The organism is Microbacterium jejuense (genome assembly GCF_039544225.1).
Classification (GTDB): domain Bacteria; phylum Actinomycetota; class Actinomycetes; order Actinomycetales; family Microbacteriaceae; genus Microbacterium; species Microbacterium jejuense.
This window is the reverse complement of sequence record NZ_BAABLG010000001.1, coordinates 24,016-48,955: the sequence shown is the minus strand read 5'-3', so window position 1 is coordinate 48,955 and position 24,940 is coordinate 24,016. Positions and strand designations below refer to the sequence as shown.

24 protein-coding genes are annotated in these 24,940 nt (G+C 70.4%); 10 read left to right on the top strand and 14 right to left on the bottom strand.

Annotated features, from left to right (window positions below):
* Window positions 1–136: 136 nt before the first annotated feature.
* A complete protein-coding gene (locus tag ABEA46_RS20360; RefSeq protein WP_425563143.1) occupies window positions 137–358 on the bottom strand; it encodes a DUF2510 domain-containing protein in 222 nt (73 codons plus the stop codon).
* A 394-nt stretch (window positions 359–752) separates the two neighbouring features.
* On the opposite strand from ABEA46_RS20360, the gene ABEA46_RS00195 reads away from it, so the two are divergent.
* A complete protein-coding gene (locus tag ABEA46_RS00195) occupies window positions 753–995 on the top strand; it encodes a hypothetical protein (RefSeq protein WP_345542298.1) in 243 nt (80 codons plus the stop codon).
* Window positions 996–1,073: 78 nt separating this feature from the next.
* Here ABEA46_RS00195 and ABEA46_RS00190 read toward each other — a convergent pair whose 3' ends face one another.
* The 8 genes from ABEA46_RS00190 to ABEA46_RS00155 form a co-directional block, all read right to left on the bottom strand.
* A complete protein-coding gene (locus ABEA46_RS00190) occupies window positions 1,074–1,916 on the bottom strand; it encodes an amidohydrolase family protein (protein ID WP_345542297.1) in 843 nt (280 codons plus the stop codon).
* The gene (locus ABEA46_RS00185) at window positions 1,913–2,854 is read right to left on the bottom strand and encodes an aldo/keto reductase (protein WP_345542296.1); all 942 of its coding nucleotides are present in this window, start codon (window positions 2,852–2,854) and stop codon (window positions 1,913–1,915) included. Before ABEA46_RS00185 ends, ABEA46_RS00190 begins: the two co-directional genes overlap by 4 nt.
* Window positions 2,824–3,615, bottom strand: a complete 792-nt coding sequence (locus ABEA46_RS00180) for an RraA family protein (protein ID WP_345542295.1) — start codon at window positions 3,613–3,615, stop codon at window positions 2,824–2,826. Before ABEA46_RS00180 ends, ABEA46_RS00185 begins: the two co-directional genes overlap by 31 nt.
* The gene (locus tag ABEA46_RS00175; protein WP_345542294.1) at window positions 3,608–5,569 is read right to left on the bottom strand and encodes a DUF8034 domain-containing protein; all 1,962 of its coding nucleotides are present in this window, start codon (window positions 5,567–5,569) and stop codon (window positions 3,608–3,610) included. Before ABEA46_RS00175 ends, ABEA46_RS00180 begins: the two co-directional genes overlap by 8 nt.
* Window positions 5,570–5,572: 3 nt before the next feature.
* Window positions 5,573–6,526 (bottom strand): carbohydrate ABC transporter permease, encoded by a 954-nt coding sequence (locus tag ABEA46_RS00170; RefSeq protein WP_345542293.1) that lies wholly within the window; start codon window positions 6,524–6,526, stop codon window positions 5,573–5,575.
* Window positions 6,523–7,497 (bottom strand): carbohydrate ABC transporter permease, encoded by a 975-nt coding sequence (locus ABEA46_RS00165; RefSeq protein WP_345542292.1) that lies wholly within the window; start codon window positions 7,495–7,497, stop codon window positions 6,523–6,525. The genes ABEA46_RS00170 and ABEA46_RS00165 overlap by 4 nt, the downstream gene beginning before the upstream one ends.
* 78 nt (window positions 7,498–7,575) lie before the next feature.
* Window positions 7,576–8,844 carry an ABC transporter substrate-binding protein gene (locus tag ABEA46_RS00160; RefSeq protein WP_345542291.1) on the bottom strand — a complete coding sequence of 423 codons (1,269 nt, stop codon included), beginning with the start codon at window positions 8,842–8,844 and terminating at the stop codon, window positions 7,576–7,578.
* Window positions 8,845–8,923: 79 nt separating this feature from the next.
* On the bottom strand, window positions 8,924–10,249 hold the full coding sequence (locus ABEA46_RS00155; protein ID WP_345542290.1) for an alpha-L-fucosidase: 1,326 nt from the start codon (window positions 10,247–10,249) through the stop codon (window positions 8,924–8,926).
* A 103-nt stretch (window positions 10,250–10,352) separates the two neighbouring features.
* Between ABEA46_RS00155 and ABEA46_RS00150 the strand changes: the two genes are divergently transcribed.
* The 8 genes from ABEA46_RS00150 to ABEA46_RS00115 all read left to right on the top strand — a co-directional run bounded on the left by ABEA46_RS00150 (window position 10,353) and on the right by ABEA46_RS00115 (window position 19,594).
* The gene (locus tag ABEA46_RS00150; protein WP_345542289.1) at window positions 10,353–11,585 is read left to right on the top strand and encodes a hypothetical protein; all 1,233 of its coding nucleotides are present in this window, start codon (window positions 10,353–10,355) and stop codon (window positions 11,583–11,585) included.
* A gap of 138 nt (window positions 11,586–11,723) precedes the next feature.
* On the top strand, window positions 11,724–13,115 hold the full coding sequence (locus tag ABEA46_RS00145) for a right-handed parallel beta-helix repeat-containing protein (RefSeq protein WP_345542288.1): 1,392 nt from the start codon (window positions 11,724–11,726) through the stop codon (window positions 13,113–13,115).
* 254 nt (window positions 13,116–13,369) lie between these two features.
* Window positions 13,370–13,858, top strand: coding sequence for an FBP domain-containing protein (locus ABEA46_RS00140; protein ID WP_345542287.1), 489 nt, complete (start codon window positions 13,370–13,372; stop codon window positions 13,856–13,858).
* 178 nt (window positions 13,859–14,036) lie between these two features.
* Window positions 14,037–15,719: an alkaline phosphatase gene (gene phoA, locus ABEA46_RS00135; RefSeq protein WP_345542286.1), complete on the top strand. Its 1,683-nt coding sequence runs from the start codon at window positions 14,037–14,039 to the stop codon at window positions 15,717–15,719.
* Between the two features lie 157 nt (window positions 15,720–15,876).
* Entirely contained in the window at window positions 15,877–16,818 is a 942-nt protein-coding gene (locus ABEA46_RS00130; protein ID WP_345542285.1) for an ABC transporter ATP-binding protein, read from the top strand.
* A complete protein-coding gene (locus ABEA46_RS00125) occupies window positions 16,815–17,639 on the top strand; it encodes an ABC transporter permease (RefSeq protein ID WP_345542284.1) in 825 nt (274 codons plus the stop codon). The genes ABEA46_RS00130 and ABEA46_RS00125 overlap by 4 nt, the downstream gene beginning before the upstream one ends.
* 189 nt (window positions 17,640–17,828) lie before the next feature.
* Window positions 17,829–18,992: a sensor histidine kinase gene (locus tag ABEA46_RS00120; RefSeq protein ID WP_345542283.1), complete on the top strand. Its 1,164-nt coding sequence runs from the start codon at window positions 17,829–17,831 to the stop codon at window positions 18,990–18,992.
* The gene (locus ABEA46_RS00115; protein WP_345542282.1) at window positions 18,989–19,594 is read left to right on the top strand and encodes a response regulator transcription factor; all 606 of its coding nucleotides are present in this window, start codon (window positions 18,989–18,991) and stop codon (window positions 19,592–19,594) included. The genes ABEA46_RS00120 and ABEA46_RS00115 overlap by 4 nt, the downstream gene beginning before the upstream one ends.
* Window positions 19,595–19,709: 115 nt before the next feature.
* On the opposite strand, the gene ABEA46_RS00110 is transcribed toward ABEA46_RS00115, so the two are convergent.
* The 3 genes from ABEA46_RS00110 to ABEA46_RS00100 form a co-directional block, all read right to left on the bottom strand.
* Complete coding sequence (locus ABEA46_RS00110) at window positions 19,710–20,102, bottom strand: DUF779 domain-containing protein (protein WP_345542281.1); 393 nt, start codon at window positions 20,100–20,102, stop codon at window positions 19,710–19,712.
* A 207-nt stretch (window positions 20,103–20,309) separates the two neighbouring features.
* Window positions 20,310–21,860 carry an acetaldehyde dehydrogenase ExaC gene (gene exaC / locus ABEA46_RS00105; RefSeq protein ID WP_345542280.1) on the bottom strand — a complete coding sequence of 517 codons (1,551 nt, stop codon included), beginning with the start codon at window positions 21,858–21,860 and terminating at the stop codon, window positions 20,310–20,312.
* Between the two features lie 117 nt (window positions 21,861–21,977).
* Window positions 21,978–22,319, bottom strand: a complete 342-nt coding sequence (locus ABEA46_RS00100) for a winged helix-turn-helix transcriptional regulator (RefSeq protein WP_345542279.1) — start codon at window positions 22,317–22,319, stop codon at window positions 21,978–21,980.
* A gap of 84 nt (window positions 22,320–22,403) precedes the next feature.
* Here ABEA46_RS00100 and ABEA46_RS00095 point away from each other — a divergent pair, with 84 nt between their 5' ends.
* A complete protein-coding gene (locus ABEA46_RS00095) occupies window positions 22,404–23,060 on the top strand; it encodes an FMN-dependent NADH-azoreductase (RefSeq protein ID WP_345542278.1) in 657 nt (218 codons plus the stop codon).
* Between the two features lie 50 nt (window positions 23,061–23,110).
* Here ABEA46_RS00095 and ABEA46_RS00090 read toward each other — a convergent pair whose 3' ends face one another.
* Together ABEA46_RS00090 and ABEA46_RS00085 are read right to left on the bottom strand one after the other, a co-directional pair.
* A complete protein-coding gene (locus ABEA46_RS00090; protein WP_345542277.1) occupies window positions 23,111–23,509 on the bottom strand; it encodes a VOC family protein in 399 nt (132 codons plus the stop codon).
* A gap of 62 nt (window positions 23,510–23,571) precedes the next feature.
* The gene (locus ABEA46_RS00085; RefSeq protein ID WP_345542276.1) at window positions 23,572–24,930 is read right to left on the bottom strand and encodes a GAF domain-containing protein; all 1,359 of its coding nucleotides are present in this window, start codon (window positions 24,928–24,930) and stop codon (window positions 23,572–23,574) included.
* Window positions 24,931–24,940 lie beyond the last annotated feature (10 nt).

Here is a 24,940-nt window from a genome sequence, read left to right as displayed (position 1 = left end):
TGGGCATGATGGATGCATGTCGCGGGCGGCCTGGCTCCGCACCTGACCTGACGGCTAGAGCTGCGTCGTCCACCTGAGGAACGCACGAGCAGGAGGAAAGCCATGACAGCGGCGACGAGGCCGAGCGGAACCGCGATCAGTGATCGCTGTACCAGGGCCGCTTGATGGGCTGCTCGACGTGTGAGCCGGCGGCCGACGCAGTAACGGTGCCGGCTTGGGGCGACCGGCAGGGCACTGCCCCGCTGCCGGCGTCGCGGACCATGCCGGTCCACCGGACACCGTCCCAATAGCGCTCGCGACCGCCGCAGCCGCCGGGATACCAGCCGGCCGGTGCGCCCGCTGTGGTCGTTTCGGACATGTGATTCCTTCCGCGATGTGGGCTGAGCAGCCCGCCCCGCTCGCCACGGGCCTCCCCTCCCGTGGCGAGCCGTGCGGCTCCGACCTGAGCTGCCTCTTGTCTCTCCCCCAGCCCCCAGAGACAAGAGGCAGCCCGCACGGTCAGCGCCCGTTCCGCTGTGTCCGCACCCCGGTGTCGGCGGCGATCGGCGACCACGCGCCGAAGAGCACCGCGACAGCTCGATGTGCAGAGCGACAGCGGCCTGGCGACCGCTCGACGCCGGATCACGGATCCTGCTCGGGTTCGGGCCCGTCGATCTCGGCGCTTAATGCGACTCTATTAGCGCCCTATGACGTTCGAAAAGATGCTCTAAGTGGGCTCTCAGTCGTCTCACTGCGCGTGCTAAGGTTCGCCTATGGCTCGTCCGTACCAGGACCCGGTAGAGATCATCACGGCGCCGGTCCCCGCGCAGTCCCCGTTCATTCCGACCGACGCGAGGATCGTCGTCGGCGCGGTCGCCCCGGCCTCACCCGATCCGATCCCGATCGTGCTGCTGCCCGGCTTCGAGTACCGGATCCACGAGTGGCGGCATCCGACCACTCACGAGATCCACTGGCGCCTCGAGCGGCGCAGAGCGGGTCGCACGGGCGACGCCTGACGCGACGGCTCAGAGCAGCCCCGTCGCACCCGGCCCGGGCCTTCGCGGCCACGGGTCGAACGGTGATTCCGGCCGGAGTCAGAGGCCGTACGACCGTGCGAACACGGGCCCCCAGAACCCGTCAGGACGGCTGCCCCACGCACGCTCGACGCGATCGACAAGCTGCCGATAGGACGCGACCCGCGACGACATCGGCCAGTCGCTGCCGAACATCAGTCGTTCGGCGCCGAAGGCGTCGTACGCCGTCGTGGCGAGCGCTTCGAGACGGCCGGGATCGTCGGCACCGGTCATCAGGCCCGAGAACTTCGCGGCGGCGTTGGGGGCGGCGGCCACGCGCTGAAGCGCGTCCCGCCACCCGGGCGTGGGATCGGCAGCTCCGAGACCCAGATGACAGAGCACGAACGTGGTGTGCGGATGCCGCACCGCGACCTGTGCGACGGCGTCGAGCTGCTCCGGACGCACCAGCCACTCGATCACCCGGCCAGACGCGGCTGCCCCCTCGCACAGCGCGTCGAGCCCGGGCACGTCGGAAAGATCGCCGGCCCCTCCGGGCGTTGCCACACGGATGCCGCGCACCCGGTCGTTCAGCACCGGCGTCGCAAGACCGGCCCACCCCTCGGGACCAGGTGCGTACTGCAGCACGACCGAGCGCACGACGGGGTCGACCGCGGCGATCTGCCGCAGCCAGCGCATCTCGGCGAGAGTGTCGCCGGCCTGTACGGCGGTGGCGGACACGGGGCCGGGACCGAGGTCGGCCTGCGGCGTTTCGTCTCGCTCCGCTCGCTCAACGAGCGGGCCGGACGCAGCCGCCCGAAAGTCCGCGGGCGACGCGGCCCTCGGCAACCCCAGGTCGTGGCGGAACCACGACAGCGAGAAGTGCGACAGGTCCCACAGGTGGATGTGGGCGTCGACGACGGTCACAGATGCTCGATCTCGGTCCACAGCTCGTCGGGGATCTCGGCGTGCTCGGCCAGCGCGAAGTCCTGCACCTCGGCGGCGGTGCGCGCGCCCACCACGACCGCTTCGACCGCCGGCAGCCGCAGCGGGTACCGAGCTGCGACGTGCCGCAGCGGCAGCCGGTGCGACTCGGCGAGTGCGGCGAGTGCGAACGCCCGCGTGCGCTGCTCGGGGGAGGCCTCGCGGTAGTCGAAGTACGGGGTGTTCTCGGGGTCGGCGAGGATGCCCGAGTTGAACACCCCGGCCGCCACGACCCCCACCCCGCGCTCCCGGGCAGCGGGCAGCAGCTCGACCTCGCCGCGATGATCGAGCAGGGTCGTGCGGCCGGCGATCATCACCACGTCGATGTCGGCCTCGCGCACGAAGCGGGCCAGCGGGTCGGGCCACACCATGCCGACACCGATCGCCCGCACGACGCCTTCGTCTCGCAGCTGCGCGAGCGCAGGCATCGCCGAGCGCAGCGCCTCGTCCACGTCCATCGGATCGTGCAGGTAGAGCAGGTCGATCCGGTCCGTGCCCAGTCGCGCAAGGCTCCCCTCGAGACTGCGCAGCACGCCGTCGCGCGACAGGTCGGCGACGGTGTCGGTGCCGACAGCGCCCGACGGCACGCCGTCGCCGCCGGCATCCACGATCTTTCGACCGACCTTCGTCGCGATCGCGACCGAGTCCCGGGAGACGCCGGCCAGCGCACGCCCGAGCCGTGCCTCGCTGGCCCCCGCACCGTAGTGCGGCGCTGTGTCGAAGAACCGGATGCCGGCGTCCAGCGCCGCAGCGACTGTCGCGTCGGCGTCGGCATCGGCGACCGCGGTGAAGAGGTTGCCGATGGGCGCGCAGCCGAGACCGAACGTGTCGGAGGCGCCCGGCGTCGGGGTCAGCGGGCGAAGGCCTGCGCGGAACGCCACAGCTCGTACTCCTCACGCGAGTCGGGCGTCAGGGGGTAGTAGTCGCTCAGGCGCGCGCCCTCGTCGAGGCGGCGGCGGCTGAAGGCCTCCCAGTCCTCGTGGTCGGCGGCGGACTCGAGCACGGCGCCGGCCATGGCCTGCGGCACGATGACGGGGCCGTCGCCGTCGGCGATCACGACGTCGCCGGGCATGCACAGGGCGCCGCCGACGGCGACCGGCACGTCGTAGGCCCACGGGAACAGCTCGGTCTGCGAGGCGTAGTGCGGCGTCGTCCCGGTCGACCACACCGGCAGGCCGAGCTCCTTGATGCGGTCGGAGTCGCGGATGCGCCCGTCCACCACGATGCCCACGCCGCCCTTCTTCACGAAGTAGCGCGCCAGGATGTCGCCGATGCAGCCCGAGTACCTGCTGCCGAACGCCTGGATCACCAGCACGTCGCCGGGCTTCACCTCTTCGAGCACGTGCCACAGGGCGGTGTGCCGCTCGACATACTCCTGGCCGTGACCGGACGCGAGGTCTTCACGCTGCGGCATGAACTGCAGCGTGATCGCCGAGCCGACGACACGCTGCCCTTCGGCGAGGGGCCGCGGGCCCTCGACGAACGAACGGGTGATTCCCATGCCATGCAGTTTGGCGCATGCGGTGGCCGACGACACGCGCTCCAGCTCGCGCAGGGTCTGCGGATCGGCGCGGCGGTACGCGTCGCCACGCACCGGCAGCTCGAACTCGGGGCGCGGGAACGGGGCGGCGGTGTCAGACATGGGTCACTCCTTCGAGGGGGACAGACAGGGGAAGAGTGGATGCTGCACGCCGGTGCCGCGGCGTCACGCCCGAGGTCACCGTGTGCAGGGTCAGGTCGGCGCGGTGCGCGGGCGGCAGCACGATCTCGATCGCGTCATCGCCCGGCGAGACCTCGCGCGTCACCGCGACCGGGTGTCCGGGCGTCGAGGCGTACGCGGTGCTGCGGCCGGGATAGACGGCGTCAGCCTCGGTGTGCGTGGTGAACGACGCGATGCGCCGCTCGCCGAACCGCGAGGCCCGCACCGTCACGCGGCGAGCACGGGTGGTCGACGTGTTCACGAGTGAGAGGTCGATGTCGTCGCCGTCGAGGCGCGACACCAGCGCCGCCACGTCGCGCGGCAGGCCTGGACGACGGGCGTCCGCGTCGTCGTACACGACGGCCGCGAACGGCAGCCCGCCGTTGTAGAGCACCTGGGGCGTACCCGAGACCAGCTGGCTCAGCACCTCGGTGACGACCGGGTTCACGCGCTGCCAGAAGTGCAGGTGTGCGGCATCCGGATCCTTCGGGGCGCCCTGCATCAGCGCGACGCGACGCGCCACCTGTCCCAACGCCATCTCCAGCGCACGCTCGGGGTAGTCGGGAAGCTCGCCGTCGAGGTACGCGAGCCACGGCGCCTCGTGCCCCGCCTCGGCCTTGTCGCGGAACGGCTTGACCGGGTCGGCCATCGGCGGCAGTCCCAGGGTCGCGCGGCGCAGGCGGGCGAGGTCGTCGTCACGGCGCGACCACCACCACAGCCACAGCGGCAGCTCGAGCGGCATCGGGCCGTAGTCGAACCAGCCGTGGCGTCCGAACCGGTGGGGGACCAGCAGCGCGGGGGTGGCGGCATCCGCTCCCCACCGCGCGAGCCAGCCGCCCCGCAGACTGAACGGCGTCTCGGCGATCGGGGCGACGATCGCGTGGTCGAGCACCGTGTCGAGGACGGTGCGCGCCATGTCGAGCGCGGCGTCGTCTCCGGTGACGAAGGCCTCGTTGATGCCGGCGATGACCGTCGCCATGCCCACCGAGGGGAGCCCGTGCGGCCACGTCCAGCCGTAGTGGCCGCCGTGCCAGCGCCCGTCGTGCAGGCCGCCGACGACGCCGTCGGGCGACACGTTGTCGGGCACCAGCCCGCCGTTCGCGGCGGCACGCTCACGCCAGCCGTCCACGTAGGTGCGCAGCCATCGGGCCGACGGCTCGTCGCCGTCGTACAGCCAGCGGTTGGCGACGAGGCTCGTGGCGGCGAGGTTCACCGCGACATCGCCCGCGGCGGCGCGGTGCATCGCCTGGCCCATCGCGGTCGCGAGCGCCGGGTCGGCCAGGTCGTCCCACTCGTCGACGCCCGGCACGTACTCCAGCGGCAGTCCGTACGGGCGCATCTCGCGCCGGTCGGCCGAGTACGGCTCGGGCGCATCGCTCAAGCCCGGTCGCGGGCCGAGGGCGCCGTTGTGGGGCGCGGTGATGATGTTGTGGATGCCGTCGTAGTTGCCGTTCGCGGCATCCACATACAGCTGCGCGAACCGGCGGGCGCGCTCGGCGAACACGGGATCGGCCGGGTCGGCCGCGCACAGCGCATAGAAGAAGATGAGCGACTCGCCCTGGTGGAACCAGTCGTACCCGTTCTCGTATTCGCCGGTGACCATGCCGGCCGCGGCGAGCTGCGCGGTCACGCCCTCCCAGTGGCGCTTGGCCGCCGCGAGCACCTCGTCGCTGCCGCCGAGGAGGTAGAACGCCGGCCAGTTGAAGAACGGCTCGTACAGGTCGTCGACGCCGTCGCGGTCCTCGAAGACCGCGTCGAACCTCAGCGAGCCGTCGGGGCGTGTGAAGGTCTCGGAGAACAGACGCCACGCGTCTTCGATCTCGTCGAACAGGCGGCGCTGCAGCACGGCCCAGGCGGGGATCGCCGTGAGCGGACGAGTGGGAATGGGCTCCGGCATCCGTCAGCCCTTCGTCGCCCCGGCGGCAAGACCGCCGATGATGTGCCGCTGCATGACGATGAAGAAGATGACGGCCGGTGCGATCGCGAGCAGCAGCGTCGGGAAGAGCACGGTGTAGTCGGTGGAGTACTCGCCGACCGCCGCGTACACACCCGTGGTGACCGTGTAGACGCCCGAACCGGGTCCGAGGATGATCTGCGGGCTGACGAAGTCGTTCCACACGCCGATGGAGTTGAGCACGATGATCGTCGCGACCACGGGCCGCATGATCGGGAAGATGCAGGACCAGAACGCTCGCATGCGGCTGGCACCGTCGAGCGCAGCTGCCTCGTCGATGTCACGGGGCACGGTGCGCAGGTAGGCGGCGAACAGGAAGATCGTCACCGGCAGCGTCGCCGCGGTCTCGAACAGGATGAAGCCGGGGATCGTGTTGATGAGGCCCAGCACCCGCAGCACGAACACGACCGGGATCAGCGTCACCTGGCCGGGGATGAACAGGCCCGACACGAACACCACGAGCAGCGCCACGTGCCAGCGGGTGCGGCCGCGGGCGATGACGTAGGCGACCGGGGCCGACAGCACGATGCAGAAGAAGTTGACGAGCGCGACGAACAGCAGCGTGATGCCGTAGGCGCCGACGACGTTGAACTTCTCGCTCGTGATCGCGTTCCACAGGTAGTCGAACGTGAACATGTCGGGCGTGATCAGCAGCGGATGCAGCACGATGTCGGCCTGCGGCTTGAACGCGCTGATGAGCAGGATGTACATCGGCACGAGCATGACCAGGGCGAGCAGGCTCAGCAGCACCCATTTGACGATCGACACCGCGAGCGGGGTGCGCTCGGAGGCGGCGCCGGGGCCGCGGCGGCGGCGGACGCGCTGGGGCTTGCGCCGCACGTCGGCGAGGTAGACCTCGCCCGCGATGCTGGGGCCGGTGGTCTCTGTCGAGATGGTCATGATTCGCTCGCCTTCTGGTCGGCGCCGCGGCGGGCGAAGGTCACGGCGAGGCCGATGACCGCGGTCACGACGAGCAGCACGATCGACTGCGCCGCACCGAACCCGAGGTTCGCGTGCGCGAACGAGTCACGGAGGATCTGGTAGACGATGGTCTGCGTCGAGGCGGCGGGGCCGCCGTCGGTCAAGGCCAGGATGATGTCGTACGCCTTCAGCAGGCCGACGAGGGTGAGCACCAGGTTGACGGTCACCACAGGCGCGATGAGGGGCACCGTGATGCTCTTGAACTGCTGCCAGCGGGATGCCCCGTCCACCGTCGCCGCCTCGTAGTACTCGGCGGGCACCGACTTGATGCCGGCGAGGTACAGGATCATGTTGAACCCGAAGTGCGACCACACGATGGTGGCGATCACGCTCACCTTGGCGAAGGTCACGTCGGTGAGGAAGGGGAGGGGGCTCACGCCGAACTGCGTGAGGAGCGAGTTGACCGCGCCTTGCGGCGAGAGGATCGCCGACCAGAGGAACCCGATGATCAGCGCGCTGATGATGTACGGGTAGAAGAAGATCGTGCGCAGCACCGTGTTGGTGCGCGTGTTGCCGGCGATGAGGGCGGCGACGCCGAGCCCGATGCCGTTGCAGAGGATCGTGCCGGCCACCGCGATGACGGCGGTGAAGGCCGCGGCGTCGATCGTCCGGGGGTTCTTGAACGCCTTCGCGTAGTTGTCGAGCCCGATGAAGTCGAAGTGCAGGCTGTAGCCGTTCCAGTCCGTGAAGCTCAGCACCACGGCCAGCAGCATCGGGATCAGGAACATCGCGATGAACACGATGAGGGCCGGCCCCGCCATGATCACGCCGGCGAGGCGGTCCTGCCACGAGGTCAGCCCGCGACGCGTCGTGGCGGTCGCCCGCGGTCTCGTGGTGCCCGCCAGGCGGGCCACGGTGTCGGCCATGTCGTTCTGCTTTCGTGTCGTCATCGAAACGAGTGGATGCCGGAAGGTTGCCGCCGCGCCGGCTCGGCAGCGCTCATCGCGTCACCGGCGCGGCGGCAGGTCTCACTGGGCGTTGGCGAGGAACCAGGCGTCCATGGAGCTGTTGACGTCGGCAGCAGGCGTACCGCCCAGCAGCGCCTGCGTCTGCGTGTTGATCTCGCCCGAGTAGCCGTCGGGGAGCTTCTTCTCGCCGTAGCCGCCACCGGTCGGGGTGTACGACGACGCCGGGGTGTCCGACACGATCTGCAGCAGCTCGTTGCCGAGGTCGGTCATGTCGTACGAGTAGCCGTCGCGGTAGTTGCCGTCGACCTCGAGCTGGCTCTCGACAGCGTCCTGATCGGTCACGAGCCACTCGACCAGCTTGGCCGCGGCATCCTGGTGCTTCGACTCCTTCATGATCACGTACGGGCTCGCGATGTTTGCGCCCATCGCCGGGTCCTTCACACCGTCGACCGCGGGACCGCGGAAGACGCCGATCGAAGCCGGGTCGGTGGCCTTCGCTTCGCTGCCGACGAACCAGCTGCCCATCGGGTACAGCGCGGCGCCGCCGGTGAGGAACGTCTGCTCGGCGTCGACGTACTTCACGCCGAGCGCGTCGGCGTTCGTGTAGCCCTTCGCGATCCAGTCCGCGTAGAGGTCGGTGTAGTCGCCGTAGCTCTTGGTGAAGGTGGTCTTGCCGGAGTTCATGTCGGCGTACCAGTCGGGGTTGTCGCCCACGACCGACGGAAGCGCGAGCGTCTGCAGCGCGTAGCTCGACATCCAGTCGCCGCCGGTGAGGATCGGCGTCCAGCCCGCGTCCTTGAGCTTGCCGAGGTCGTCGGTCAGTTCGTCGACGGTGGTCGGGACCTCGTCGATGCCGGCCTCGGCGAACGCGTCCTTGTTGTAGAACCACAGGCTCTGCAGCTGCACGCCGACGCCTGCCATGTAGTACTTGCCGTCGATCGAGTACTGGTCGGCGAGCGGGCCGCCGGTGGCCCAGTCGTAGTCCGACAGGTCGACCAGCTCTTCGGCGAGGTCGGGCGACGGCGCGACCGACTCGACGATGTCGGGCGCCTGGCCGGCGGCGAGCAGGCGCGGCACCGCCGCGCTGACGCCCTCGGAACCGGGGTTGTCGATCACGACGTCGATGTTGGGGTTGGCCTCCTCGAACGGGGCCACCAGCTCGTTCCACCAGTCCTCGGTGAGGTTGGGCGTCACGTTCACGAGGACGCGCAGCTGGATCTTCTCGTCCTTGCTCTCACCTCCGCTCTCGGGAGTGGAGGAGCAGCCGGCAAGAAGCGTCACGGCGGCCGCTCCGGCGCCGATTGCGGTGAGGGTACGTCTGCTGATCATCGTCGATCCTCTCGTGGGCACATCATCGGGACGGGTCGAACATACACTAATCGATAATCGGTTATCAACAATGCGAACCTCAGAATGTGAGGAATCTCACGACGGCCGGCCCCGTCGCCTCGGCCGGCACGTCGATGATGAGCGCGTCGCCCCGACGTTCTGCCGCCACGGGCGTCCCGTCGACCGCCACGGCGGTGGCGGCATCCACTCCCGCGGGGCTCGCGATCTCGACCCGCCCGCTCGCGTCGATCACGGCGTTCACCCGATCGCCGGTGCGCGTCCAGCGCACCCACGGGCCGTCGGATGCCGGCGCCCCGGTCAGCGGGCGCGAGCCGAAGACCGCGTCGCCGTGACGGGCGTTCCACGCGCCGAGCGCGCGCAGCGTCGCCTGCTGCGGGGCGGGGAGGATCCCGGATGCCGTCGGCCCGACGTTCAGCAGCAGGTTACCGCCGCGCGACACGACGTCGACGAAGAGCCGGATCGCCGCGGGGCCGTCGAGGTTGTGCTCCTCGCCCTCGAGGCGGTTGTAGCCGAAGGAGTACCCGATGCCGCGGCAGTTCTCCCATGCGGCAGCGCCCTCGTTGGAGCGGCCGTGCTCGTACTCGCTGGTGAGGAAGTCCGCGTGCACCCCGCCCCACCGGTCGTTGACGACACCGTCGGGCGATGCCGCGTAGAAGCGGTCGAACACGTCGGCCAGGCTGAACGGCCCGGGCGCGTGACCCGCGGCCGGCCACCCGATGTCGCCCCACAGCAGGTCGGGACGGTACCGCTCGATCAGGTCGACGACGTGGTCGTGGGCGTAACGGGCGTAGTCGTCGCCCGCCGGCGGCACCAGCTGCGCGTCGGACTCGATGGGCGCAGCGGGCCCGGCGTGCCAGTCGAGGCCCCCGGAGTAGTACGTGCCGAAGCGCAGCCCGGCCTCACGGGTCGCCTCGGCGAACGCGCCGACGAGATCGCGCCGCGGACCGCGCGCGGCGGTGTTGCGGTCGCCGGTGTGCGGCGCATCCCACAGGGCGATGCCGTCGTGGTGCTTCGTGGTCGGCACCACGTAGCGAGCGCCGGCCTGCGCGAACAGCGCCACGAGGGCGCGGGCGTCGAACCGGTCGGCCGTCCAGTCGTCGAGGAAGTCGTCGTACGGCCGCCCGCCGTAGCTCACCCGATGATGCTCCGCGGCGGGGCTGCCCGCGATGCGGATGGTGTTGGCGTACCACTCCGCATAGGGGTTGTGGCGATACCACCGGGTGTCGTCGATGGTTCCGAGCGCACCGATCGGCTCTGCCCATGCGGGCACCGAGTAGGCACCCCAGTGCACGAAGATGCCCAGCTTCGCGTCGCGGAACCAGTCGGGCACCGGCCTCTCGAAACGCTCGTACTCTCGGGGTCGGGTCTCGACGTCCTGGTCCATTCCGGGTCCTCCTCGCCAGGTCCCGCATCGGCGCGGGCCGGTCATCGATGCTATCGATAACCGATGAGAGTGAGGATGCCAGGCGCCCGGGTAGCGTGGCCGCATGACCAGCCTCCCCCCGGCCCCGCCCGCGTTCGACGCGCGGCCGCTCGTCGAGCCGGTGCCGCGCGGCGCGGCGCGCGCCTTCGTGAAGGAGCTCACGCGAACCGGCCGGCTCCCCGGCACACCGGTGGCCACTGTCGTGATCTTCGTGGTCATCGGCTTCGTGCTGCTGCTGATGTTCGGCACGGTGGGGATCGCGATCCTGGGCGCCGTCTTCGCGGCGATCGGCGCCTTGTTCCAGGGCGACTTCGCGGCTCTCGCGGGGGCGGCGGCCGTGCTGGTCGTGCCGGTGCTGCTGTTCGGGGGCGTCGCCGCCCTCGTGATCGTGCTGGGAGTCCGCGGCAACCGCGCACGCGACGAACGCCGCTACCGGCTCGACCGCTTCGCCCGGGCGAACGGCATGTCGTACGTGCCGCGGATCGACGCCCCGGGGCTTCCGGGCATGATCTTCTCCCTCGGCAGCTCGCGCAACGCCACCGACCTGGTGCGCGGCGATCGGCCGCGCTTCGTCGAGTTCGGCAACTACGAGTACACGACCGGCTCGGGCAAGGAGCAGCAGACTCACCACTGGGGCTACGTCGCCGTCAAGCTCGACGTGCCTCTGCCCAACATCGTGCTGGACGCGACGAGCAACAACTCGCTGTTCGGCTCGAACCTGCCGGCCGCATTCGACAAGCGGCAGCGGCTGAGCCTCGAGGGCGACTTCGACCGGTATTTCGACCTGTACTGCCCGGCCGGCTACGAGACCGACGCGCTGTACCTGTTCACGCCCGACATCATGGCGCGCTTCATCGACCACGCCGCCGCCCTGGACGTCGAGATCGTCGACGACTGGCTGTTCCTCTACGGCCGGCGCGAGTTCTCCACCACTGACCCCGCGACGTGGGCCTGGCTGTTCTCGGTCGTCGGCGCGCTGCTCGACAAGTTCGCGCAGTGGGCGCGCTGGCGCGACGATCGGCTCGCCGCGATCTCGTCGTCGATTCCGGATGGCGTCGGCGCAGGCAGCGCGACGGCGTCGGCCGCGGGCGTGGCGGCGGCCGCGGCATCCTCCGTCCCCTTCGTCGCGCCGTTGGACGCCCTGCGCCCGCCGCCGGGCGTGGCCCCGCAAGGACGCCGGCTGCGCCAGCGCGTGCCGTGGCCGGCGATCATCGTCATCGGCGTCTTCGCGCTGTTCTGGATCCTGTCGCAGTTCGGCCTGCTCGGCGCCTTCGTGAGCACGCTGTTCGGCCGGTGATGTCTCCTGTTCGTTCTTGTCCGTTGCGTGTCTGAAGCCCCGCAGCGGCGCTTACTCTCGGGCACCGCGGCACTCCCCACCGCGGTCACAGAGAGGTGAATCATGCGGTTTCCTGATCGTTCCCCCAGGCCGGACGCTGTGAGAAGAGCGGCCATCACACTCGCCGTCGTCCCCGCGCTCGCGCTCGCCCCGTTCGTCGCGACGGCCCCGGCTCACGCCCTGCCGGCGGCTGCTCAGCATGGCGCGGCCGCGTACTACGTCGCTCCCGACGGGGACGACGCGGCGTCGGGCGACATGCGTCACCCGTTCGCGACCATCGCACATGCGCAGGAGCTCGTCGCTCCCGGCGACACCGTGTATCTGCGCGGCGGCAGGTACGCGTTCACCGACGCCGTGGCCGACTGCGTCAGCCAGACCGACCGGGTGCAGGTGGTGTCGCTCACCGCGAGCGGTACGGCCGACCGGCCCATCACGTACCAGGCCTACCACGACGAGACGCCGGTGCTCGACTTCTCGGGCGTGCTGGATGACTGCCGCATCATCGGCGTCGGTGTGCTCGCCGACAACGTCGTTCTGCGAGGCCTGGAGATCACCGGCGCCCGCCAGAACAACAACCTCAACAACGAGTCGTGGGGGGTGTGGGTGACCGGCTCCGACAACCTCTTCGACCAGCTCGACATCCACCACAACATGGGGGCAGGTCTGTTCATCCAGGACGGCGGCGGCAACGTCGTCCGCAACAGCGACTCGCACGACAACTACGATCCGTATTCGAAGACGGGCGCGGGGCAGAACGCCGACGGATTCGGCTCGCACACCGATACGCCGACCGACGAAGAGAACCTGTTCGAAGGCGACCGTGCGTGGAACAACGCCGACGACGGATTCGACTTCATCAGCTCGGCGACGCCGGTCACCGTCACCCGCTCGTGGTCCTGGCACAACGGCTACGTCTACGGCACCGACCAGCACGCGGCATCCGGGAACGGAACCGGGTTCAAGCTCGGCGGCTACGGCGGCAAGTACGACCCGAACCCGGTGCGGGTGACCCTCACGTACTCGGTCGCGTTCGACAACACGCTGCGCGGCATCTACGCCAACCACCACCCGTTGGCTGACGAGGTGTACAACAACACCTCGTTCGACAACGGCGCGAACTACAACATGCTCGGAGTCGCACCGGACGGCTCCGAGCTGGATCTCGGCATCCTGCGCAACAACGTGTCGTTCGGCACCGGCGGCCTTCAGCACCTGGACGGCATCGACTCGTCCGACAACTCGTGGGATCTCGGGCTCCAGCTCAGCGCTGACGACTTCCTGAGCGTGTCGCACGATGGCTGGGACGCGCCGCGTCAGCGCGACGGCAGCCTGCCCGACATCCCCAACATGCGTCCCGCACCCGGCAGCGCCCTGATCGATCGCGGGGTCGACCTGGGCTTCGGATACTCGGGGGCCGCTCCGGATCTCGGCGCGTTCGAGTTCGACCGTCTGCCTCACGGCGCCCCCGGCGCCGGTCACGGCCGGCACTGACCCCATGCATGGCGCCGATGCCCCTCCGAGTGTTCACGGAGGGGCATCGGCGTATGCTGTCGGGCGTGCATACGACGATCACGACGCCCAGCGGGCGTAAGGGGGTCCTCGGCGCCAGGCGCGCCGAGGGGATGTAGCTGCGCGCGTCGCCCGGTCCTGAACCACGGGTGACGCGCCCGCATCAACCGCAGGCCGTCGGCTTGCGGCATCCCATCGTTCGCCGAAACCGGCGATCCCTCGTGAATCAAGGAATCATGCACGCATTCACCGAGAAGGACATCCGCACGTCCTTCATCAACGCCTCTCTGCGCGAACGCAATTCGCTCATCGTCCCCGACCTGCGCGACATCGAGTGGGACAAGCTCGACTACTTCGGCTGGCGCGACCCCAAGCAGCCCCTCGCGGGCTTCATGGTGGTGCCGATCGACGACGGACCCGTCGGCATCCTGCTGCGCCAGACCGAGCAGCGCACCCGCACCCGCGCGCAGTGCTCGTGGTGCGAGGACGTCACGCTGCCCAACGAGGTCGTGATGTTCAGCGCCAAGCGCGCCGGCAAGGCCGGTCGCAACGGCGACACCGTCGGCACACTGCTGTGCGAGAACTTCGAGTGCTCGGTCAACGTGCGCCGTCCGGTGCCGCCCGCATATCTCGGGTTCGACGTCGCGGCCGCACGCGACCGGCGCATCGCCGCCCTGCGCGAGCACGCGGCCGGCTTCGCGCGCGACATCCGCGACAGCGCCTGATCCTGGCGGTGGATGCCGCCACCCCGCGCCGCGCGTCGGCCGGCTGACGGCATCCACTCGCCGGGCATCCACTGGACACTGTGCGGTCGACCGCCGTTCACCCCGGTGTCGCCTGGAGGGAGTCGTCTGGGCCCGCTGATCCGTCAGCGCTTCCCACATCCCCAGAGGAGACCTCCCCATGAAACTCCCTCTTTCGCGCGCCCGGCGCCGTGCGGTCATGACGGCCGCGGCCGTCGTCACGGCGGGCACGCTGTTCGCGTCCGGCGCCGCTGTCGCCGCTGTCACCGCCGACCCCCACCGCGCCACCGGCGACCGCACCCAGGAAGTCAAGAACGCCATCGTCGGCGGCAAGGCCAAGAACGTCATCCTGCTCATCGGCGACGGCATGGGCGATTCCGAGATCACCATCGCCCGCAACTACCAGTACGGCGCCGGCGGCGAGCTGCCCGGCATCGACGCACTGCCCCTCACCGGCCAGTACACGACGTACTCGGTCGAGAAGAGCGGCCCGCGCAAGGGCCTGCCCGACTACGTCCCCGACTCCGCCGCCACCGGAACCGCATGGGCCACCGGCAGCAAGACCTACGACAACGCGATCTCGGTCGACGTCGACGGCAACCCGCTCGCATCGATCCTCGAGATCGCCAAGGCCAACGGCTATCGCACCGGTGACGTGTCGACCGCCGAGATCCAGGACGCCACCCCCGCCGTCCAGGTCGCGCACGTCGACGCGCGCTCGTGCTACGGCCCCGACAGCACCACGTGCGGCGACGATGCCCTCGTCGCCGGCGGCCTCGGCTCGATCTCGGAGCAGCTGCTGAACACGCGCGCCGACGTCGTGCTCGGCGGCGGCCTCGCGTCGTTCCGCCAGACCGCGAAGGCCGGTCCGTGGGAAGGTCAGACGCTCCTCGACCAGGCTGCCGACCGCGGCTACCAGGTCGTGACCGACGCTGCCGGCCTCGGCACCGTGTCGGCCGCGAACCAGTCGCAGCCGCTGCTCGGCCTGTTCACCGACGGCAACTTCCCGACCCGCTTCGCGTCGACCACGGCCACGGTCGGCGGAGCGAACACCCCCGTGTCGTGCACCGAGAACCCCGACCGCCTCGACGGCGCGCTCTCGCTGGCCTCGCTGACCACGAAGGCGATCGACCTGCTGTCGGCCGGCTCGAACCAGGCCAAGGGCGGCAAGGGCTTCTTCCTGCAGGTCGAGGGCGCGTCGATCGACAAGCGCGACCACGCCGCGGACGCCTGCGGCCAGATCGGCGAGACTCTCGACCTCGACGAGGCCGTGCAGGTCGCGCTGGAGTACGCCAAGAAGGACGAGAACACGCTGGTCATCGTCACCGCCGACCACGCGCACTCCAGCCAGATCGTCGACTCGACGCCGCCCACCTCGCTGTCGACGGCCGTCACCACCCTCGAAGGCGGCGTCATGAAGATCTCGTACGGCACGGCCGGAGCGGGCGGCTCGCAGCAGCACACCGGCTCGCAGCTGCGCATCGCCGGCTACGGTCCGGGCGCCGCGAACGTGGTGGGCCTCACCGACCAGACCGACACGTTCGGCACCATCACCGGCACCCTCGGCCTCACCCTCGACACCGCGTCGCTCAGCAAGCGCGCGTCGGTCAAGACGCCGGCGAAGGCCTCGGGCGGCGAGAGCGTCACCGTCAGCGCCAAGGGCTTCGCGGGCGACCGCCAGGTCACCATCGCGTTCGGCGAACAGACCCAGACGCTCGACGTCGTCGACGGCGCCGCGACGGCATCGTTCACGGTGCCCGCCGGCGCCAAGAGCGTCGATGTCGCGGTCACCGGCATCCAGTCCGGTGTCGTGAAGACGACCGCAGTGTCCGTCCGCAAGTAGCGACGCGACCCGCCACGGGCGGCCGGCTCCTCACGAGGGGGCCGGCCGCTCGGCGTCCAGCCCGGTCCCCGCACCGGGTCCACCCATGACGGATGTCACGGGCACGTCGTGACGCACGTGTGAGGGCCGCAACACCCCGGGCCGGAACCATGAAGACATGGAGATCACACAGACCACGACGGCGACGCGGACCGCGCCGGCCGCCGCCCCGCGCTGGGCCGTCGACGCGACCGATCTGCGCAAGAGCTTCGGCGCCGTCACCGCCGTCGACGGCGTCACGCTGCAGGTGCGACCGGGCGAGATCGTCGCGTTCCTCGGCCCCAACGGCGCCGGCAAGACCACCACCATCGACATGATGCTCGGGCTCTCGCAGCCCGGCTCCGGCACGGTGAAGGTGTTCGACGAGTCGCCGCGCGCGGCCATCGCCCACGGCCTCGTGAGCGCGGTGCTGCAGACCGGCGGCCTGCTGAAGGACATCACGGTCCGCGAGTCGCTCGACCTCACCGCGAGCCTGTTCGCCGACACGCGCCCGGTCACGGAGGTCATGCAGCGCGCCGGCATCTCCGAGATCGGCGACCGGCTCGTCGGCCTGTGCTCGGGCGGCCAGCAGCAGCGGCTGCGGTTCGCGATGGCGCTGCTGTCGGACCCGGGTCTGCTGATCCTCGACGAGCCGACCACCGGCATGGACGTCGAGGGCCGCCGGTCGTTCTGGAACGCCATCCGCGCCGACGCCGCCCGCGGCCGCACGGTGCTGTTCGCGACCCACTACCTCGACGAGGCCGACGAGTACGCCGACCGCATCGTGCTCATGAGCCGCGGCCGCATCGTCGCGGACGGCACGACCGCCGAGATCAAGAACCTCGTGTCGGGCCGCATCATCCACGCCACCCTCCCCGGCGCCGACCCGGTGGCGATCGCGGCACTCCCCGGCGTCGAGGACGTCGAGACCAAGGGCGACCGCATCGCCGTCCACACCAAGGACTCCGACGCGGTGGCCCGGCACCTGCTCACCCAGACCGCGGCGCGCGACCTAGAGATCACCGCCCAGAACCTCGAGAGCGTGTTCCTCGCCCTCACCTCGGAAGGGGACAAGTCATGACCACCGCCACCGCCATCACCACCACCGACCGCGTGCAGCTGGACCGCCGCGTCCCGCCCTTCGGCGGCTTCAACCTCACGTACCTCGGCATCGAGCTCAAGCGCAAGCTGCGCAACAAGCGCACGATGATCTTCACGATCGCCTTCCCGGTCGTGATGTTCATCATCATCGGCCTGCCGATGCGCGACACGCAGCTCACCGCCACCCCGATCGCGCAGGGCGGGCCCTCGGTCGCCGCGTACATCATGGTGTCGATGGCGATGTACGGCGCCATGATGTCGGCCACCCAGACCGGCGCGGCCGTGGCCGTCGAGCGGGCACAGGGCTGGAGCCGCCAGCTGCGCCTCACTCCCCTCAACCCGTTCGTCAACGTGATCGTCAAGATGATCGCGGGCATGCTGTTCGGCGTGGTGGCGATCGTCGCGACCTACGCGGCGGCCGCGATCGCCGGCATCCAGCTCTCGCCGATCCAGTGGATCGCCACCGGCCTCGCCGCCTGGCTCCTCGCCGGCGCCGTCTTCACGACGCTCGGACTCATGGTCGGCTACATGGTGCGCAGCGAGAACGTGGCCCAGATCACGAGCCTCGCGATCGTGGTGCTCGCCTTCCTCGGCGGGCTCTTCTACCCGATCAGCACGATGCCCGACTTCATGCAGGTGATCGCCAAGTTCACCCCGGTCTACGGCATCAGCGAGATCGCCCGCGAGCCGCTCACGGGCGCCCCGTTCGACGCCCTGGCGCTCATCAACGCCATCGTGTGGCTCGGCATCTTCATCGCCGGCACGGTGTTCTTCTTCCGTCGCGACACCAAGCGCGTGTGATGTCGAGAAGTGGATGCCGGCGGCCCGGGCCGCCGGCATCCACTTCTCTCTCACTCGGCAGGCCACGCCGAGTACGCGGCTTCTCGCCGAGGACGCATGTCATCGACGTCGAGGACGTGGTCGTTCGGCGAGAAACCGCGATGTCGACAAGAGGTGGAGCCGCCCTAGGGTGAAAGGCGAGGTGAGGCTGTGAGCGACCGTTCGGAGAAGCAGTCCTGGGGGCCGCTGTGGATCATGCGGCCCGGTGGGACCCGGCCGATCGACGGCTACACGGTGCCGTCGGTGCTCTGGTCGATGCCGGCACTGCGCTGGTATGTCGGCGGCGGCGTGTCGCTGCTGTGGGTCTTCAGCGCCGGCACCGAGATCGTGCGGGCCGCCCCGACGACGGCGTCGACCGTCGCCGGGATCACGCTGCTGTGCGTGTATGCGCTGGCGTTCCTCGTCGCGACGCCGATCAACTGGACGCTGCGGCCGATGCGGCGTGCGCTGCCCATCCTCGCGGTCTTCGCGCTGTCGTTCCTGCTCTGGCCGTGGCTCGGCTGGGGTGTCGGGGCCCTGTGGACGTACGTCGGCGTCGTCATCGCGACCGCGCTGCTGCCGTGGCGGGTGACCTGGATGTCGGTGTTCGGGCTCGCCGGCCTCGCACTGCTGTTCGACGTCATCGACGCCGGCTGGAACCCCGACGTGCTGTGGGTCCCCGCCATCATCGCCTCGATCTCGCTGATGATGGCCGCGTTCATGCGGTCGATCGACTCGCTGGCGCGCATGCGCGCGGCCCAGCGCGAGGTCGAGCGCCTCGCCGCAGAGCGCGAGCGGGGACGGGTGGCCCGCGACATCCACGACATCCTGGGGCACTCGCTCACCGTGATCACGGTCAAGACCGAGCTCGCCCGTCGGCTCGTCGACGCCGACCCCGAACGCGCCAAGGCCGAGCTCGCCGAGGTCGAGGCGCTCTCGCGCGGCGCCCTTGCCGATGTGCGGGCGACCGTGGCGGGCTTCCGCGGTGTCAGCGTCAGCGGCGAGCTCGCGGCGGCGCGGGTGGCCCTCGCCGCCGTCGACATCGTCCTCGACGCCCCGGCGACGACCGACGCGGTCGCGCCCGAGCACCGGGAGCTCGCCGGGTGGGTCGTGCGCGAGGGCGTGACGAACGTCGTGCGCCACGCCCGCGCGACGCGGTGCCGCATCCGCCTCGACCCGGGTCGCATCGCCGTCGAGGACGACGGCATCGGGCCGGTGGAGGGCGAGGCCGGCACCGGACTCGCCGGCCTCCGCGAGCGAGTGGACGCCGCCGGCGGACGCCTGGCGGTCGGCCGCAGCGACCTCGGCGGCTTCCGGCTGGAGGTGACGCTGTGATCCGGCTGCTCATCGCCGATGACCAGGCGCTCGTGCGCGGTGCGCTCTCTGCCCTGCTCGGGCTGGAGGGCGACATCGAGGTCGTGGCCGAGGTCGGCCGTGGCGACGAGGTCGTGGCCGCTGCCGTCGATGCGCAGGCGGATGTCGCCCTGCTCGACATCGAGATGCCCGGCATGGACGGGATCGCCGCGGCCGCAGCGCTGCGCAGCGCGATGCCGTCGTGCCGGGTGCTGATCGTCACGACCTTCGGCCGCCCCGGCTACCTCGCGCGCGCCATGCGCTCGGGCGCATCGGGGTTCGTCGTCAAAGACACGCCGGCCGCGCAGCTGGCCGACGCGGTGCGCCGCGTCGCCCAGGGCATGCGGGTCGTCGACCCCGCCCTGGCGGCCGATTCGCTCGCGCAGGGCGTCTCGCCGCTCACCGAGCGCGAGACCGATGTGCTCGCGACCGCACGCACCGGAGGGTCGATCGCCGACATCGCCCGCATCCTGCATCTGTCGGAGGGCACGGTGCGCAACCACCTGTCGAGCGCGATCGGCAAGACAGAGGGGCGCAACCGCGCCGATGCCGCCCGCATCGCGGAGGAGAACGGCTGGCTCTGAGCCGTCCGAGCGGGCTCGTGTCGAAGCGCGGGCCCGATCGCGTCGTCGGGTGCCGTGATGCCCCACTGACGGCGATCCAGCCCGGCGCTTCGACGCGCTCGACGAGTGGGCCGCGCTATCCGCGGAGGCCGAAGTGGTCGAGCTCGGCATCGTCGAGCATGCGGCTGCGGATGATGAACCGGTTGCCGGTCGGCCCCTCGACGCTGAACCCGGCGCCCCGACCGGGCACCACATCGATCGTGAGGTGCGTGTACTTCCAGTACTCGAACTGCGCCGCCGAGATGAAGACCTCGACGGAGTCGTCCAGGCCCACGTCGAGGTCGCCCAGCCGGACGTCCGACGGTCCGATCATGAACATGCCGACGGGGAAGCACATCGGCGCGCTGCCGTCGCAGCAGCCGCCGGACTGGTGGAACATCAGCTGTCCGTGCTGAACCGTGAGCTGACGAAGAAGGGATGCCGCGGCATCCGTCACCGCCACACGCGAGTAGGTGCGGGTCTCGGCCATCGGGACTCCTTGTCGTTCTCCGGTCGCTGAGCGAGCGAAGCGAGACGAGACGCCTCGGACTCTGCGCAAGGCTCCGGCGTTTCGTCTGCGCTCGTCCTCGCTCCGCTCGACGAGCGGCGGAGAGGGGTCCGGGCGGAGCGTCTGGGGCGCGCTCCGCCCGGGCCGGGGATGCCGGTCCAGCCCCCCGGTGGGACCGGCGGTGGGGGCTCAGAAGAAGCCCATGCTGCCTTCGGCATACGACACCAGCAGGTTCTTCGTCTGCTGGTAGTGGTCGAGCATCTTCAGGTGGTTCTCGCGTCCGATGCCCGACTGCTTGTATCCGCCGAACGCGGCGTGCGCGGGGTACTGGTGGTACGTGTTGGTCCAGACGCGGCCCGCCTCGATCGAGCGTCCGGCGCGGTACGCCGTGTCGCCCGACCGGCTCCAGACACCGGCGCCGAGGCCGTACAGGGTGTCGTTCGCGATGCTGACGGCGTCGTCGAAGTCGTCGAAGCTCGTGACCGACACCACAGGCCCGAAGATCTCCTCCTGGAAGATGCGCATGTCGTTCGTGCCCTCGAACACCGTCGGCGCCACGTAGTAGCCGCCCGACAGGTCGCCGCCGAGGTCGACGCGCTCACCGCCCGCAAGCAGCTTCGCGCCGCCCGCCTTGCCGATCTCGATGTACGACAGGATCTTCTCGAGCTGGTCGTTCGAGGCCTGCGCGCCGATCATCGTCGCCGGGTCGAGCGGGTTGCCCTGCACGATCTTCGAGACGCGCTCGAGCCCGTCGCCGAGGAACCGGTCGTAGATCGAGCGCTGGATGAGCGCGCGCGACGGGCACGTGCACACCTCGCCCTGATTGAGCGCGAAGAACGTGAAGCCCTCCAGCGCCTTGTCGTAGTAGGCGTCGTCGGTGGAGCGCGCGACGTCCTCGAAGAACACGTTCGCGCTCTTGCCGCCGAGCTCGAGCGTCACCGGGATGAGGTTCTGCGACGCGTACTGCATGATGAGGCGGCCGGTGGTGGTCTCGCCCGTGAACGCGACCTTGCGGATGCGCTTGTGCTGCGCGAGCGGCGCGCCCGCCTCGATGCCGAAGCCGTTGACGATGTTCACGACGCCTGCCGGCAGCAGGTCGCCGATGATGTCGAACAGGAAGAGGATCGACGCCGGCGTCTGCTCGGCGGGCTTGAGCACGACGCAGTTGCCGGCCGCGAGCGCGGGGGCGAGCTTCCACGTGGCCATGAGGATCGGGAAGTTCCACGGGATGATCTGGCCGACCACGCCGAGCGGCTCGTGGAAGTGGTACGCGACGGTGTCTTCGTCGATCTGGCTGAGCGAGCCCTCCTGGGCGCGCAGGACGCCGGCGAAGTAGCGGAAGTGGTCGACGGCCAGCGGGATGTCGGCGGCCAGGGTCTCGCGGACGGGCTTGCCGTTCTCCCACGTCTCGGCGACGGCGATGCGCTCGAGGTTCGCCTCGATGCGGTCGGCGATCTTGTTGAGGATGTTCGCGCGCTCGGAGGGCGTCGTGCGCTTCCACGACTCGAACGCCTTCCAGGCGACGTCCACCGCGCGGTCGACGTCTTCGACGGTGCCACGGCCGACCTCGGTGAACGGCTTGCCGGTCACCGGACTGATGTTCTCGAAGTACTGGCCCTTGATCGGCTCGACGAACCCGCCGCCGATGTAGTGGCCGTAGCGGGGGCGGTAGTCGGCGATCGAGCCGCGCTGCCCGGGGGCGGCGTAGACGCTCGAGACGCCCTCTTCGACGATGGTCATGCTGGTCTCCTTCGACGCTTCGGCGACGGTCGTCGTCACCTGCGAAGAAGGTAGGCCGCGCAACGTTGCATCACGTTGCGCGGCCTCGCGACGCGCGCGGGGGCGGGATGCCGCGGCTCAGTGCTGCACGGCGACGGCGAGGTTCTCGCGCGCCCACAGGCCCAGCTGCTGCAGGACCGGCACGAGCTTCTCACCCTGCGGCGTCAAGGAGTACGTCACGGCGACGGGCGGACCGGGGTCCACATCGCGCCTGACGAGCGAGGCCTCGGCGAGCTCGGAGAGCCGATCCGACAGAACGGCGTCGCTGATCCCGGCGACGGCGCGGCGCAGGGCGACGAACGAGAGCGGGCCGCGGCTCAGTCCGTCCAGGATCATGCCGTTCCACCGCTTGCCGAGGATCGAGAACGCGAGCGTGATCGCCGCGTCGCACGCGTGCACCTCGGGTTCCGGTTCGGACATGGCTCCATCCTAGGCGTGCTACGCTCACGCTAGTCGCTCTGTTTTTCATAGCGACTATGAGAATCGAGAACAGGACCGCACGTCATGACCCTTTTCCGCCTGGATGCCAGCATCCTTCCTGCGACCTCGGCCAGCCGCGAGCTCGGCGACCTCGTCGAGGCCGAGTGGACCGCCGCACATCCCGCCTCGACCGTGGTCCGTCGCGACCTGGCCGCCGATCCGGTGCCGGCCACCGCGTGGCGCGACGCCGTGCAGGGCGGCTTCACCCCTGAGGCCGAGCGCACCGACGAGCAGCGCGCGGCGACCGCCCTCGCCCACGCGCTGGCGGACGAGCTGCGCGGCGCCGAGGCGCTGCTGTTCACCGTGCCTCTCTACAACTACGGCGTCTCGCAGCACTTCAAGACGTGGTTCGATCTCGCGTACACCGTGCCGGGCATCGACCCGCAGGGGACCGACCTGCGCGGGAAGCCGGCCACCCTCGTGACCGTGCTCGGCGGCAACTATGCAGAGGGGACGCCCAAGGAGGGCTGGGACCACTCCACCGCGTGGCTGCGCCGCGCGCTCGAGGATGTCTGGGGGCTCGACCTGCGCGTCGTGCAGCGGCCGTTCACCCTCGTCGGCGTGAACCCGGCGCTCGACGCCTTCGCCGCGCCGGCGGCCGAGCTGAAGCGATCCGCCGAGACGGACGCCGTACGTTCCGGTCGCGAGCTCGCCGAGCTGCGCGGAGCGAAGGTCGCCTGACCGCAGAGGTGGGTCGCCCGTCGCGCGGGCGGCCCACCGTTTCGCAGTCTTCAGGCCCCGAGGCGCTCGCGGACGCCCGCGAAGTGCATGTTCTCCATCACGCCGAGCAGGTTGCCGAAAGGGTCGACGACGGATGCCGTCACGAACCCCTCGCCGCGCACCGTGACCGGCTGGAACTCGGTCGCGCCTCGTTCGAGGAGCGCCGCGTTGACCGCCGCGACGTTGTCGACCTGCCAGTACAGGATCGGTCCGCCGGGCGCCGTGGGCGCGGCGTCGGGCCGCCACGAGGCGTCGATGATGCCGAACTCGTGCTCGTACGGGCCGACGCGGAACTCCACGTACCCCGGACGACGGAAGTAGGGCTCGATACCCAGCACCTCGGCGTACCAGGCGGCCGCGGCATCGAGGTCGGCGGAGTAGACGTTCTGGGTCGCGAATCCGTTGAGCATGAGGGTTCCTCTCCTTGAGTGAACCCATCATGGCGAGTATTGCGGACAGATCAGGTCCGCAATCAGGCGTCGTTCTCGAGCTTCTCGATCCGCATCACCAGCCCCGCCCGTCGCGGAGAGCGGGCGGGGAGCATCGACAGGCACAGTCTCAGCAACTCGACATCGCCGGCGCCGGCATCGGTCTCGGCGAACGCCAGCAGGACCTCGATGGATGCCTCAGCCATGAGCGCCTCGCGCAACGCCGTCCGCACGGTGTCGCGGAGCTCCTCGACGCCAGGTGCGACGGAGTCGGGCAGAACGTCGCCGCGATAGGCCGCGAGGGCCACGCGGTGCGCACCACGGTCGAGGAGCGAGAGCACCTGATGCGCGTCGGTCTCGAGCTCCACGCTCAGCCGGTACGGCCGCGACTCCGGCACGAGCGCGGGCGCCGCCGCCGTGAGCGCCCGCCGCAGGCGCACCATCTCGGCGCGCAGCGTGACTGCAGACGACTCTCGCCCCGTCTCGCCATAGACCAGGTCGCCGAGCCGCTCTGCCGACAGGCCCTGTCGGTGCACGGCGAGCATGAGCAGCAGCTCGGCGTGGCGCGCACCCAGCTCCGACACGGTCTCGACGCCGTCGCCGGCGACCTCCAGCAGCGCGCGATCGCGCCCCAGCACTCGCAGCGTCGCGCGCGTCGGCTCCACCCGGCGTGCCGCGGCGCGGCGGGGCCCGCTTCCTGGTCCCCGAGCCTGCCGAGGGGCGGCACGGGCCCGGAGCCGCGCCACCAGGAGTTCACCCTCGATGGCACGGGCCGTGGCATCCACCAGCAGCTGAGCCTGCGGCGTGACGGCCTCGACGCCGCCGGTGACATCGATCACGCCCAGCAGGCGCCGCGTCTCAGGATCGTGCACAGGCGCCGCCGTGCACGACCACGGCTGCACGAGCCGGTTGTAGTGCTCCGCCCCGCGGATCTGCACCGAGCGGTCGAGCGCGAGCGCGGTCCCGGGTGCGGCGGTGCCCACCGCGTCCTCCGACCAGTTGGCGCCCTCGACGAAGCCCATGTCACCGGTGAGACGCCGCACGTGCCGGTCGCCCTCGACCCACAGCAGGCGTCCGGCGGCGTCGCCGACCGCCACCGCGACGCCCGACTCCGAGGCATCGCCGGGCAGCAGCAGCCCGCGGACCATGTCGATCACCGCGGCGAGCGGGTGCGTTCGCCGGTACTCCTCGAGCTCCTCGGCGGTGAGGTCCAGCGGCGGCAGCGCCTCGGCCGCGACGAGGCTGTCGAGCGAGCGCCGCCACGAGTCGCGCACCAGCATGCGCACGTCGCCGAGCCGCTGATCGCCGGTGTTGCCGGCCACGAGCTCTTCATGGGCGCGCTCGATCAGCAGACGGGACGTCTCGGGCGACACCTCGCGTCGTTCTGACCAGGGTGATGACACGGCGGCTCCG

Bases quoted from the DNA above. Each gene is read 5' to 3' on its own strand.
- ABEA46_RS20360 (WP_425563143.1), bottom strand. From the start codon at position 358: ATGTCCGAAACGACCACAGCGGGCGCACCGGCCGGCTGGTATCCCGGC.
- ABEA46_RS00195 (WP_345542298.1), top strand. From the start codon at position 753: ATGGCTCGTCCGTACCAGGACCCGGTAGAGATCATCACGGCGCCGGTC.
- ABEA46_RS00180 (WP_345542295.1), bottom strand. From the start codon at position 3,615: ATGTCTGACACCGCCGCCCCGTTCCCGCGCCCCGAGTTCGAGCTGCCG.
- ABEA46_RS00175 (WP_345542294.1), bottom strand. From the start codon at position 5,569: ATGCCGGAGCCCATTCCCACTCGTCCGCTCACGGCGATCCCCGCCTGG.
- ABEA46_RS00170 (WP_345542293.1), bottom strand. From the start codon at position 6,526: ATGACCATCTCGACAGAGACCACCGGCCCCAGCATCGCGGGCGAGGTC.
- ABEA46_RS00165 (WP_345542292.1), bottom strand. From the start codon at position 7,497: ATGACGACACGAAAGCAGAACGACATGGCCGACACCGTGGCCCGCCTG.
- ABEA46_RS00160 (WP_345542291.1), bottom strand. From the start codon at position 8,844: ATGATCAGCAGACGTACCCTCACCGCAATCGGCGCCGGAGCGGCCGCC.
- ABEA46_RS00155 (WP_345542290.1), bottom strand. From the start codon at position 10,249: ATGGACCAGGACGTCGAGACCCGACCCCGAGAGTACGAGCGTTTCGAG.
- ABEA46_RS00150 (WP_345542289.1), top strand. From the start codon at position 10,353: ATGACCAGCCTCCCCCCGGCCCCGCCCGCGTTCGACGCGCGGCCGCTC.
- ABEA46_RS00140 (WP_345542287.1), top strand. From the start codon at position 13,370: ATGCACGCATTCACCGAGAAGGACATCCGCACGTCCTTCATCAACGCC.
- phoA (WP_345542286.1), top strand. From the start codon at position 14,037: ATGAAACTCCCTCTTTCGCGCGCCCGGCGCCGTGCGGTCATGACGGCC.
- ABEA46_RS00130 (WP_345542285.1), top strand. From the start codon at position 15,877: ATGGAGATCACACAGACCACGACGGCGACGCGGACCGCGCCGGCCGCC.
- ABEA46_RS00125 (WP_345542284.1), top strand. From the start codon at position 16,815: ATGACCACCGCCACCGCCATCACCACCACCGACCGCGTGCAGCTGGAC.
- ABEA46_RS00110 (WP_345542281.1), bottom strand. From the start codon at position 20,102: ATGGCCGAGACCCGCACCTACTCGCGTGTGGCGGTGACGGATGCCGCG.
- exaC (WP_345542280.1), bottom strand. From the start codon at position 21,860: ATGACCATCGTCGAAGAGGGCGTCTCGAGCGTCTACGCCGCCCCCGGG.
- ABEA46_RS00100 (WP_345542279.1), bottom strand. From the start codon at position 22,319: ATGTCCGAACCGGAACCCGAGGTGCACGCGTGCGACGCGGCGATCACG.
- ABEA46_RS00095 (WP_345542278.1), top strand. From the start codon at position 22,404: ATGACCCTTTTCCGCCTGGATGCCAGCATCCTTCCTGCGACCTCGGCC.
- ABEA46_RS00090 (WP_345542277.1), bottom strand. From the start codon at position 23,509: ATGCTCAACGGATTCGCGACCCAGAACGTCTACTCCGCCGACCTCGAT.